Source organism: Natronoglycomyces albus (assembly GCF_016925535.1).
Lineage (GTDB): Bacteria > Actinomycetota > Actinomycetes > Mycobacteriales > Micromonosporaceae > Natronoglycomyces > Natronoglycomyces albus.
Genome location: NZ_CP070496.1, coordinates 2166779 through 2179393 on the forward strand (window position 1 = coordinate 2166779; position 12615 = coordinate 2179393).

Consider the following 12615-nt stretch of genomic DNA (forward strand, 5'->3'; position numbering starts at 1 on the left):
CAGTGCGAGTGCTTGCGAGCCTCTCAGACCGTCAGCGGCTGCTGATGAGCGGTCACTGGAGCGGGAAGATTCCGGTTGCCACCCAGATAGGAGTCAATCGCGGAGGCAACGGCTCGCCCCTCGGCGATCGCCCAGACGATGAGCGAGGCACCCCGATGGGCGTCTCCGGCGACAAAGACTCCCTCAGCGGCTTGCCAATCGTCGTCACAGTCCAAGGCCCCCCAGCGGTTTCGTTCGATGCCAAACTGTCCGAGCAACGGCTGCTCCTCTGTGCCGCTAAAACCGATGGCCAACAGCACTAGGTCAGCCGGGACGACCTGCTCGGTCCCGGGCACCTGATTGATCTCGCGCTTCCCGTTTGACTTGTCTACAGTCACCTCGCTAATGCGCATGTGCGTCACCACCCCGTCCTCGCCGACAAACTCGGCGGCGGCAGTGGCGAAGTTGCGTTCCCCGCCCTCCTCGTGGGCCGGGTAGTTACGCAACAGCATCGGCCACACCGGCCACGGGTCGCGTTGCGCATCGCGCTCCTGCGGTGGTTGCGGATACAGGTCCAATTGACGTACCGACGCGGCACCCTGTCGATGGGCCACGCCCAAACAGTCAGCGGCCGTATCGCCACCGCCAATGATCACCACGTGCTTGTCGCGCGCGTCAATCTTAGGTGCGTCTTGGACTCCATCGACCGTTTCATTAGCCGCCACCAGGTGCTCCATCGCCTGATGGACACCGGCCAGTTCCCTCCCAGGCTGGTCGGTTTCCCGTCCTTCCAACGCACCGACGGTCAACAACACCGCGTCAAACTCTGCGCGCAGTTGCGCGGCGGAAATGTCGATTCCGACATTGACGTTGCAGCGAAATTCCACACCCTCGGCTTCCAACTGGCGCAACCGGGCGTCCAGCACGCCCTTGTCCAACTTGAAGTCCGGGATGCCATAACGCAGCAGCCCTCCCGGTTTGGCATCGCGTTCAAACACCGCAACCGTATGGCCGGCCCGAGCCAACTGCTGGGCCGCGGCCAGTCCAGCCGGACCAGAACCAACCACGGCCACACTCGTGCCCGTTGGTCCCGCCACCGGTTGCGGGGCAAAGCCCTTCTGGCCAGCGCGGTCGATGATCTCCACTTCGACTTGTTTGATGGTTACGGCCTCATCGGCGATGCCGAGTACGCAGGCGGCCTCGCACGGTGCCGGGCACAGGCGCCCGGTGAACTCAGGGAAGTTGTTTGTCGCGTGAAGTTGAGCCAGCGCGGAGTCCCAACGGCCAGTGCGTGCCAGGTCGTTGAACTCGGGAATACGGTTGCCCAACGGGCAACCGTTGTGGCAAAAGGGAATCCCACAGTCCATACAGCGCGAGGTCTGGTTGGTGATGAGCTCATCGGAGGCTCCTTCATAGACTTCACGCCAGTCCATGATGCGAACTGGTACAGGTCGCCGTGGCGGCAATGCGCGTCCGTGCTGCATAAAACCTTTCGGATCAGGCATTCTGGTCCTCCTTGTCGGTTGCCGCTTGGCGGGCCAGCACGTCCTTGTACTCAGTGGGGATGATCTTTGTGAACGCGGCGACTGAATTGGGCCAGTCGGCTAGGAGACGGTTGGCCACCGGAGAAGCGGTCATCTGCGCATGGCGTGACAGCAACCGGTTGAGGGTGTGCTGGTCGTCCTCGTCCAGGTCCTCAATCTCAACCAAGGCCGGGTTGAGATTGGCCTCATCGAGCCGCCATATGTAGGCGACGCCGCCCGACATTCCAGCGGCGAAATTGCGGCCGGTGGGGCCAAGAATGGCCACAACTCCACCGGTCATGTACTCACAGCCGTGATCGCCGACTCCCTCGGCTACGGCCATGGCACCGGAGTTACGTACAGCGAAGCGTTCACCGACTTGTCCCCGGCAATACAGTTCCCCGGTGGTAGCGCCGTAGAGCAGCGTGTTACCGGCGATGATGTTGTCCTCGGCGGCAAATGACGCTTCAGGGGCCGGTCGCAACGAGATGATGCCACCTGAGAGTCCCTTACCCACGTAGTCGTTGGCGTCTCCGTGCAAACGGAACGTCACGCCCTTGGGCAGGAAGGCGCCGAATGACTGTCCGGCGGTGCCATTGAAAGTCAGGTCTATGGTGTTGTCAGGCATCCCGGCGCGGTGGCGTCGACTCAACTTGGCGCCCAGGTAGGTTCCCACCGAGCGATCGGTATTGCGAATGTCGAGAGTTGCGGTGAATGGTTCTCCACTCTCCACCGTGTCGGCGGCCATCTGGGCTAGGCGAACGCCCAGTGTGCCCTCCAATTCGTGGTCCTGCTTGCGGAAGCGACGGCGGGGTCCCTGCGGTGGGATGGCCAGAACTGCCGACAAGTCGAGCTTCGCCAGCTTCGACCCCGCGTCGGTCGGTGCGACCTGCTTGAGGCGTTCGACATGTCCCACGGCCTCCTCAAGGCTGCGAAAGCCTAGCTGGGCTAGGTATTCGCGCACTTCTTGGGCGATATAGCGAAAGAAGTTCTCGACAAACTCGGCCTTACCCGAGTAGCGGGAGCGCAGGTCCGGGTTTTGGGTGGCGACCCCGACCGGGCAGGTGTCGAGATGGCACACGCGCATCATGACGCAACCGGCAACGATAAGTGGGGCGGTGGCAAAGCCGTACTGTTCTGCTCCCAACAACGCGGCGATGACCACGTCACGGCCCGTTTTCATCGCTCCGTCAACTTGCACGGTGACTCGGTCGCGCAGGCCGTTGCGCACGAGGATCTGTTGCGCCTCTGCTAGCCCGATCTCCCAGGCGGTCCCGGCGTGCTTGGTCGAGTTGGCGGGCGCGGCGCCAGTGCCGCCGTCATTTCCCGATATGAGGATCGTGTCGGCCTTGGCCTTGGCGACGCCAGCGGCGACGGTACCGACGCCTACCTCGCTGACGAGCTTGACATGCACGTCGGCTTCACCGGCCCCGGCGTTCTTTAGGTCGTAAATGAGCTGTGCAAGGTCCTCGATCGAGTAAATGTCGTGGTGGGGCGGAGGGCTGATGAGGCCCACTCCAGGCGTGGCGTGGCGGGTCTTGGCAATCCATGGATAGACCTTGCCTCCTGGCAACTGCCCCCCTTCGCCGGGTTTGGCTCCTTGAGCCATCTTGATCTGGATGGCATCGGCCGTGGCCAGATATTCGGACGTGACTCCGAAGCGGCCCGAGGCAACTTGCTTGACCGCCGAGCGTCGGCGCGGATCGTGCATCCGTTCGGAGTCTTCGCCGCCTTCACCGGAGTTGGACTGGCCTCCCAGCCGATTCATCGCGATGGCAAGGGTTTCGTGGGCCTCGGCCGACAGTGCCCCATAGGACATGGCTCCGGTGTGGAAGCGACGCACAATCTCCGAAACCGGTTCAACCTCCTCAAGGGGGATCGATTGCTTGGCGCCGGTGAACTCCAGCAGGCCCCGCAGGTGTCCGCCTTGGGCGGAAAGTTTGTCAACTTCGGAGGTGTACTGCTTGAATACCTCGTACTGGCCTGACTTGGTGGAATGTTGGAGCCGGAAGACAGTCTCGGGATTGAAAAGGTGGACCTCGCCTTCACGGCGCCACTGGTACTCCCCTCCCGGTTCCAAGGGCTCCTCGACGTCGACCGGTTGTTTCCAGGCTCGGTCGTGGCGGCGGGCCACATCAGCGGCGATGTCCTTCAGGGTCGCTCCCCCAATACGGGTGGGCGTACCGGTGAAGTGCCGGGCGACGAAGTTAGCGTCCAGCCCGTTGGCCTCAAACACTTGCGCGCCCGTGTAGGAGGCCACGGTTGAGATACCCATCTTGGACATAACCTTGAGGATGCCCGTACACAGCCCCTGGATGTAATTTTCGATGGCTTGTTCGGCGGCGATGTCGAGGTGCCCGACCTCTACTCGCTCCTCGATGGACTCGAAGGCCAAGTAGGGGTTGATGGCAGCGGCACCGTAACCCAACAACAGGGCCGCGTGGTGGACACTTCGGCAGTCTCCGCTCTCGACGATGAGCGCCACTTGGGTGCGAGTCTGTTCGCGTACAAGGTGCTGGTGGACTGCGGCGGTCAACAGTAGGGATGGGATCGGAGCCAGGTCAGCCGTGGAATCCCGGTCGGAGAGGACGAACAGCCGCACTCCATCGTCAATGGCCTCCGAGATATGGCGGCAGATCTCCACGAGGCGGTTCTTGATGCCGTCGGCTCCGCGCTCCAGCTGATAGAGGCCCGATACCCGCACAGCTTTGAATCCGGGCATGTCGCCGTCGGCGTTGATGTCGAGAATCTTGGCCAGTTCGTCATTGTCGATGACCGGACGAGTCAACTCCACCTGTCGGCACGAGGCCGCTGAGGCGTCCAGCAAGTTGTGCTCCGCCCCGATGGTGGTTCCCAACGAGGTCACCAGTTTTTCCCGAATCGCGTCCAAAGGTGGATTGGTAACCTGGGCGAATAGTTGCGTGAAGTAGTCGTACAGCAGCCGCGGACGTTGGCTGGCGGCGGCGATGGGAGTGTCGGTGCCCATGGAGACGACCGGCTCGGCGGCCGTGGTCGCCATCGGATCTAGCAGCAGCCGCATCTCTTCATCGGTGTAACCGAAGGTCAGTTGCCTCTTTCGCACCGACTCGGAGCCGTAGACGACATGTTCGCGCTCGGGAAGCTCTTCGAGCCGAATGCGCCCGGCGTGCAGCCAATCGCCATAGGGGTGCTCTATGGCCAGGGAGTGCTTGATTTCCTCATCCTCGACAATGCGCCCTTCGGCGGTGTCGACAAGGAACATGCGGCCCGGCTGCAAACGCCCCTTGGCGACCACATTGGCCTGTGGGATATCAGCCACTCCCGCTTCGGAGGCGAGCACGACCAAATCATCGCTGGTGCGCCACCAGCGCGCGGGGCGTAGTCCATTGCGATCGAGTACGGCACCAATCTGGGTGCCGTCGGTGAACGTCACGCATGCCGGGCCGTCCCACGGTTCGGTCAAGCTGGCGTGAAAACGGTAGAAGTCGCGGCGCTTGGGGTCCATCGTGACGTGGTTCTCCCACGCCTCCGGTATCAGCATGAGCATCGCGTGCGGAAGGGAGCGCCCTCCCAGATGCAGTAGCTCGACGGCCTCGTCAAAGTTCATTGAGTCCGAGGCCCCGGGAGTGAGGATCGGGAAAAGTCGGCGTAGGCGACCGGGCAGGTTGGGGCTGGCCAACTGCGCCTGGCGGGCATTCATCCAGTTGCGGTTTCCGCGAATCGTGTTGATCTCACCGTTGTGGGCTACCATCCGGTAGGGATGCGCCAGGGCCCAAGAGGGGAAGGTGTTGGTCGAAAAGCGTGAGTGGACCACTGCCATCGCCGAATGCAGGGCCTGGTCGGTTAGTTCCGGGTAGAACTGGTCCACCTGATCGGGCGTAAGCATTCCCTTATAGACAATCGTGCGCGAGGACAGCGTGACCAGGGATGCCTCTAGTCGGCGTTCCCGCAGTTCCCGTTCGGCCTGTTTACGCACGGCAAAGGCGACGCGCTCCAGTTCAAGACCGGAGAGGTCCTGGTCGTGGGCGATGAATACCTGACTGACGCGGGGGGCAGAGGCTCGGGCGGCGTCCCCCAGAGAACCCGGGCAGGTGTCGACTTCACGCCAGCCCAGGACCCGGCAGCCTTCGGCAACGGCAAATTTTTCCACGATCTCACGCACGCGGATTGTGGCGCGGTCCCGGTGCGGCGTGAAGACGAGACCGGTGGCGTAGTGGCCTTCGGCGGGCAGGGCAAAACGGGTGCGTTTGCGGTAATAGGAGTCGGGTATTTGCAGCATGATCCCCGCGCCGTCGCCTGAATCGGGGTCGGGCGCGGTGGCTCCGCGATGTTCCATGCGAACGAGCGCTTCGAGGCCCTGCTCGACGATGCGGTGGCTCTTGCGTCCCTGCATGTCAACGACGAAAGCGACACCGCACGCGTCATGCTCCCATTGCGGGTCGTAGAGACCTTGGCTGGCGCTAGGTGGGCCCGATGGGGCATCGAGGCCGGTAAGAGTTGCGGGCGGGAGTGCGTCACCTGAGTGAGGCACGGCGGTCGGTTGCGTCTTTAGCGCAGCCACTAGGCGCGCGTTGGCAGGAGTCGGCAAGGGGGCCTCCTTCGTCGTCACAGATAGCGTGCGAGCGTGCTCAAGGCATCTCGGTTGGCTTACGGGACGACGTCGGCCCGTGTTGCGGTCGTAACCCTTATGAATTGCGGCGAAGTTACCAACTGGTATCGCGCCGGGGTTGATCCACGAGTGTAAGGCATGAAAGCGCAAAGTCATAGTCACGTCTTGGCATTTGGGCACTGACCAGTAGTTTGATCCGCGGTGGCATCGGGGATCGGGTAGACGACGCATTATACAGTAAGAACCTCATAGATGAGCAAAAGTCAGCTCTAAGAACAGGAATATCCCGAATAATGACGTATCCCCCACAGGGCGGGCAACCTCCCCACCCTGGGCAACCACCACACCAACCGTCCCCACACGGTCCGCAGCCGCACCCGGGCGGACCCTACGCACATGGCACGCCCCCACCCCCAGGACAACCCCCGGCCCCGGGCCAACCCCCCATCCCAGGCCAGTATCCGCCACCAGCCTCTGGTGGCGGATATCTCAGTCCTTCTCCTCCGCAACGTTCCAAGAGCACGCTCGTTCGCATTGGAGCCGCGGTGCTCGGTGTCGTCGTGGTCGGAGGAATCGGTTGGGCCTTGAGCTCCGACTCCGACTCCAGTGACGATGATGGCCGCAATGAAGACGGCTCGTTCGCCACGCAAATGACCGACCCCTTTGCCGATGCCGGCCAATGCACCACCGAAGACCTGGAGAGGCGCGCCGAGGACATCGATGTCGTCTCCTGCGAGGACCCCACCGCCTACTGGGAAGTCACGGCAGTCTCCACTGATGTCGACGACACCATGTCATTCATGGGTTCCTTCTATGACAACTACGACAAGATCGAAGAGGTCTGCGGCCAATACTTCCACCATGGCCCTTGGAATGACTGGTTCGTCGTCTACGACGAGACAGATCGCAGTATCTACTACTTGATGTGCCTGGCTCCGCTGGACAAGCCCGACGCGGACGGATTCACCTTGCGGCTTCCCGCAGCTGGTGAATGCGTGGACGCCAACATGATCTTCGTCGTGGATTGTTCGGATTCCGCGGCCGAATACGAGACGCTGAAGATCGAACACCTCAGCGACACCCCACACATGGGGGCCGACATCATGGAAACCGAAATCCAAGCCCTGCTCGATTCCACCTGCGAGGGGACCGACTGGACCATGGGCTATTGGCATGAGTTGCCCAACACCGACATCGTCAACGGCGGAGTCACTCACGTCCTGTGCCTGACTGAGGCCTAGCGTTCGCGCATAAGCCAGCGCTGCCATAATCAGGCGGTGCCACTAACCCCGTTTTCGGGCCGCCACATCGTAGGTGTGCCGGCCCGTTCCCCCTCACTGTTGTGGAGCGTGACCGCCGCCTGAGGTTTGCCGCATAGTTCTTCGTCCCGCTTCCAACCAAGCGGACAAGGCAAGCTCAGATAGCACTGGTCGGCACGCCCGCGATCGGCCTGGGAGGGGCCGCTGCCACGACGAGCTATCGCGACTCCTCCGGTGAGCAATCCGGCCGTTTTACACTGCGGTCATCACACCGCCTGTGGGGTCGGTGTCGCCTCCATTGGCACATGATCAATATGATGGAACGCCAGCCCTGCAATGACTGACTAAATTCTGCAAGCGGAGACCCAACTTATGACCTATCCACCACCCCAGAACCCGTACCAAGGTGGCCCTTCCCAACCCAACTACGGGCAGCAGCCGCACCCGACCCAGCCGCAGGGTGCGCCGGGGCACCCTCCGCAGGACCCGTACACACAACCGGTATACGGCCAGCAGCAGTCTCCACCCGCCAGTGGCTATCAGCAGCCCGGATATCCCCAAGGTGGTTACCAGCAGCCTGGCGGCTACCAGCAGGGCGGATACCCGCCAGGTGCCCCGTACCAGGAAAAGAAGAACAGCACTGGCCTCGTGATTGCCCTGGTTCTGGGTGCTGTCCTTGTCATCGGCCTAGCTGGGGCCGGATTCTATTTCTTCGGCGACGACGACGATGACACGCCGCAAGCCACCGAAACCTCTGAGGCGTCCGAGGAGAACACCGACGACCCCGAGCCGACCGATTCGCCCGACCCGGCCGACGACGAGCCCGGAACTGACGCCGAGATGCAGTCGCTCATCAGCGAATACTCGCTTCCCGAAGTGGGCGAGTGCCTGGACGATGACCCGAACTACTACGTCATTGTCGACTGCAACGACCCCTCCGCACAGGTAAAGATTTTGCGTTGGGTCCCCAACCCAGCCGACCCCAACCCGAACGACCATGAACACACCGACGCGGCCGACGCGGTCTGCCAGGACCTTCCCGAGTACGACTGGTACTTCTGGATCGACACCTCGCAGATCAATGGCACCACCTGGGACCCGGCTGCCGACGAGATCCTCGCGATCGGGTGCGCGACCGAAGTCAACTAAGACACTCCAAGGTTCACCGGTCGACCCTGGCCCGCAAAGTGAGGCACTCCGCCTGAGCAGCAGGTCAGATACGCCAATGGCGGTGGGGAGCGACATCGAGAGTCGCTCCCCACCGCCATTTCGTCGCTAGTTTTGCTCTCCCATCAGTACCTGCGGAGTGAGATCCTCTTGGGGAGGCATCCACGTGTCGGCGTCGATGGGGACCTGCTCGCCAGAGCGCACATCGCGCACCTCGTTTCCGGCATCTGAGGGGAACAACACAAACGGAATGCCACGTTTGTCGGCGAACTTGATCTGCTTGCCGAACTTGCTAGCTGCCGGAGAAACCTGAGTGGCGATGCCACGGCTACGCAAGCGTTGCGCCAACCGCTGGCAGTCCCGCCGGTCTTCCTCTGCTGGCAACGCGACGAGTACACACGTTGGCACTGACCGGCTCGCCCTCACCTGACCGGACTTCAACAACGGCACCAACGCCCTCGACAGCCCGATGGAGAGCCCGACTCCCGGAAATGTGTTCTTCCCATCGGATGCCAGCGTGTCGTAGCGGCCTCCCGAGCAGATGGAACCCAAATCCTCCCGCCCTTCCATGAACGTCTCATAAACGGTGCCGGTGTAGTAGTCCAATCCGCGTGCGATGCGCAAATCGGCGACCACAAAGCCTGGCGATACCTCGGCGGCAGTCTCGACCAACTCCGACAGCTCCGACAGTCCTTCCTCCAGTAGCGGATCGGAGACTCCCAAGGCACGCACCCGCTCCACGAAGGAGGTGTCGGCGCTAGAGATCTCGGCCAACTTCAAACAAGCCTCAGCCTGGTCAGGGCTCGCGCCCAGGTTCTCTTGCAACAGCTTCGACAGTGCCTCCGGGCCGATCTTGTCCAGCTTGTCGACCATCCGCAGCGTCTCCATCGGATCGGACAAACCCAGACCTTGATAAAAACCCTGTGAGAGTTTGCGGTTGTTCACGTGCATCCGGGCTCGAGGAATCGGCAGCCCACGCAACGCATCGGCGATGACCAGAGGTAGTTCGACCTCATAGTGGCCAGGCAGCTTGTCGCGGTCCACGATGTCGACATCTGCCTGCCAGAATTCCCGGTAGCGTCCTTCCTGCGGCCGCTCACCGCGCCAAGCGGGCTGAATCTGATAGCGGCGGAACGGGAAGTGAAGCTTCCCGGCATTTTCCAACACATACCGCGCGAACGGCACCGTCAAATCGAAGTGAAGACCCAGTTTCGCATCAGAGGCGTCCTCACCCTCGGCTTGCAGCCGACGCAAGACATAGACCTCTTTGGAGGTTTCTCCCTTACGCAAAAGCTGATCGAGCGGCTCGACAGACCGCGTCTGAATCTCCGCGAATCCATGCATCTCGAAAGTACGACGCAAATGGTCGATGACCTGACTCTCCACGATGCGTTGATCGGGCAGAAGCTCCGGGAATCCCGAGAGCGGTTGAGGTCGAGACATTTGAGTCACTCCTTGCGAGAAATCTGGTCAAAGTGAAAAAACGGCACACCGCAACTGCGGAGGCCGTCGACGGTATGACAAGTAGCGGAAAGTAGATGTCGAGGTGGGAGAACCGTCAGCGACCGCTGCTATGGCCCGCCACATCGCGCAAAAACGGGTTAGAGCGGCGTTCCCGATCCATCGTCGTGCGCTCCCCATGCCCGGGGAGGAACACCGTGGCATCGTCCATCGGCAAGAGGACCGTGGCCAACGTGTGCCGCATCTGAGCATCGTCGCCCGTCGGCAAGTCAGTGCGACCAATCGTCGATGCGAACAGTACGTCTCCGGTGAAACAGTACGCGGCCACCGTCTCATCCCCGGCCAGCGAAAACAGAGTTGAACCACTCGTGTGCCCCGGCGCGTGCAGCGTCGAAACCCGGAGGCTTCCAAACTCAAGCTCGGTGTCGGCGCTGAACACCTCAACGTTCTTGGGCTCGGTCCAGCCCAACTGGCGAGCCATGTCCCCCAGCGGGCCGAGGGCGCTGAAAGGATCGACCAACTGGTGGGCATCCTCGGCGTGTATCAACACCGGTACCCCATAGGAGTCGCTGACAGCGGCCGCCGAATGAGTGTGGTCCATATGGCCATGCGTCAACAAGATGGCAGCCGGGGTCAGGCTTCGGGCTTCCAAGAGCTGCCCCAGCTGATCCCCAACCCCAATACCGGGATCGATGACCAGGCATTCGGCCCCTTCGGAAGGGGCAATGACATAACAATTGGTCCCGAAGATCTCCGATGTAACCGCGTCAATCAGCACTGTGTCCCCTCCCTTACACGTCCGGGACCACCTTACCGGTAGCCGGTGTGATCAACGACCTCGGAGGGTACGTATACACTGCCCAAACAACCCCATCTAGACGTATCCGAGGAGAGACTACGGTGGCTCCAGCCAAGAGCAAACACATGCAACGCCGTAAGGAACGTGCCACGAATGCCCGTAAGACGGCAAAACTGGCCGCCAAGTTCCGTAGGAGTCGACGAGTCAAGGCTACCGTCGGCCTAGCCATCATCATGCTGCTGCTGGTCGCGTACGTGGTCTGGCAGTTTGTTCTGTAAGCATTAACCAACGGGCGAACTACTCACCGCGGCTTAGTGGGGTACAACCCCGCACGAGTCCGCACGGTGACGAATTCGCCTCTCCTCGACTTAGAGCTCCTATCAGCTTTGACCCGCGGCGAGGATGGTGTGCTGCCAGTGTCGGGGAAGGCCGAGGCGCTAGTTCATACCCAGCGGGTATGGGCAAGGGCCGACAACGCGGCCAGGCGCGACAACACACCACCGAAGTGGGAGGCCTATGTAAAAGTGCACGTTCAAGGCCGCAGGAGGCGAAGTTTACGCTCCTTACCGAGCCGACGAAAACGCCGAAAGTGCCTTTTGCTCAAGCTTCTAGGAAGAAAAACCTGTTAGGAGCTCCTAGGACCGGTCGCTGCGAACGCAGCAGCCTGGCTCTACTCAGACAACCGATTCAATCGCGACACCTCAGGGAGAAACGGTGCCCTCATCGCAAGGCAAGCGCGACGCCGCTCGCCAACAGCTGCAAGAGAGAATGGCGGCCAAGGCGGCCCAGGAGAAGAAGGAACGCACCACGCAAGTCGTCATCGCCAGCGTGGTTGGCCTCGCCTTGGTCGGCGTCATCATCTGGGGCGTCGTGGCGCTCTCCGGAGACGACGAGACCACCACCGACGACACGGCTACCTCCGGCCCTGAAGAAGGCGGACCGGACGACGGCCAGCAGGACGCGCCCGGCGAACCGGTCGACGGTGACTGCCTCTACACACCCTTCGGCGACGCGGCGGTCCCCTCGCCCGACGCGCCTGAGGAAGGCATGCAGACCATGACGATCCAGACCAACCTCGGCACCATTGCCGCCGATGTCGACACTGCCGCGGCCCCCTGCACTTCCTCCAGTTTCACGTTCCTGGCCGAACAGAACTACTACGACGACACACGTTGCCACCGCCTGACCACTGATGGGATCTTCGTTCTTCAGTGCGGCGACCCCAACACTCAAGGCGGAATCGGCGACGACGCGGGATCGGGTGGCCCCGGTTACCAGTTCCCTGAGGAAAACCTGCCCGAGGACGCCGAGAACAACTACCCGGCCGGAACCCTAGCCATGGCCAACGCGGGACCAGACACCACCGGTAGCCAGTTCTTCCTCGTCTACGACGACACGACTCTCCCGGCCGACTACACCATCGTTGGCACCATCACCGAAGGCCTCGACATTGTCGAGGGCGTCGCCGCCGATGGAGTGATCCCCGATTCCGGCATGGCCCCCACTGACGGCCAGCCCGAAACTGAGGTCATCATCGAATCGTTGACGATGAGCGATATCTCCTAACAACTCGTCAATACCAAGTAAGCTTGGAAACGAGAACGTAGAACGGCCCATTGATGTCACCACCGTCCTAGACGGAGTCACCGACGTCAATGGGCCGTTCTTCGCGCCCGATCGTAGCGGTGCGATCCGGATATAAACAAAGCCACGTCTCAACCGCGGCACGCAGCATTGGGCTCCAGCCGCGCTAGAGCTACGATGAGACTCTGACCGTGATCGCTAGGTAAACAATTACCAGCGCCGTTTGTCGCAATTTCGGTGTTGGCAGTCTGTGAA

The 12615-nt window shown here is 61.8% G+C and carries 8 protein-coding genes; 4 read left to right on the forward strand and 4 right to left on the reverse strand.

The window, feature by feature from the left end:
• Positions 1–23: 23 nt before the first annotated feature.
• Together JQS30_RS09195 and gltB are read right to left on the reverse strand one after the other, a co-directional pair.
• Positions 24–1484 (reverse strand): glutamate synthase subunit beta, encoded by a 1461-nt coding sequence (locus tag JQS30_RS09195; RefSeq protein WP_213169995.1) that lies wholly within the window; start codon positions 1482–1484, stop codon positions 24–26.
• The gene (gene gltB, locus JQS30_RS09200) at positions 1477–6012 is read right to left on the reverse strand and encodes a glutamate synthase large subunit (protein ID WP_425498864.1); all 4536 of its coding nucleotides are present in this window, start codon (positions 6010–6012) and stop codon (positions 1477–1479) included. The genes JQS30_RS09195 and gltB overlap by 8 nt, the downstream gene beginning before the upstream one ends.
• A gap of 623 nt (positions 6013–6635) precedes the next feature.
• Between gltB and JQS30_RS09205 the strand changes: the two genes are divergently transcribed.
• Together JQS30_RS09205 and JQS30_RS09210 are read left to right on the forward strand one after the other, a co-directional pair.
• Complete coding sequence (locus JQS30_RS09205) at positions 6636–7331, forward strand: hypothetical protein (protein ID WP_213169997.1); 696 nt, start codon at positions 6636–6638, stop codon at positions 7329–7331.
• A gap of 390 nt (positions 7332–7721) precedes the next feature.
• On the forward strand, positions 7722–8498 hold the full coding sequence (locus JQS30_RS09210) for a flagellar basal body-associated FliL family protein (RefSeq protein WP_213169998.1): 777 nt from the start codon (positions 7722–7724) through the stop codon (positions 8496–8498).
• Positions 8499–8624: 126 nt separating this feature from the next.
• On the opposite strand, the gene hisS is transcribed toward JQS30_RS09210, so the two are convergent.
• Together hisS and JQS30_RS09220 are read right to left on the reverse strand one after the other, a co-directional pair.
• Positions 8625–9959, reverse strand: a complete 1335-nt coding sequence (gene hisS / locus JQS30_RS09215) for a histidine--tRNA ligase (protein WP_213169999.1) — start codon at positions 9957–9959, stop codon at positions 8625–8627.
• A 115-nt stretch (positions 9960–10074) separates the two neighbouring features.
• Positions 10075–10755: an MBL fold metallo-hydrolase gene (locus JQS30_RS09220; protein WP_213170000.1), complete on the reverse strand. Its 681-nt coding sequence runs from the start codon at positions 10753–10755 to the stop codon at positions 10075–10077.
• 122 nt (positions 10756–10877) lie between these two features.
• Here JQS30_RS09220 and JQS30_RS09225 point away from each other — a divergent pair, with 122 nt between their 5' ends.
• Positions 10878–11054, forward strand: a complete 177-nt coding sequence (locus JQS30_RS09225; protein WP_213170001.1) for a hypothetical protein — start codon at positions 10878–10880, stop codon at positions 11052–11054.
• Positions 11055–11490: 436 nt separating this feature from the next.
• Complete coding sequence (locus JQS30_RS17545) at positions 11491–12342, forward strand: peptidylprolyl isomerase (protein WP_281398342.1); 852 nt, start codon at positions 11491–11493, stop codon at positions 12340–12342.
• Positions 12343–12615 lie beyond the last annotated feature (273 nt).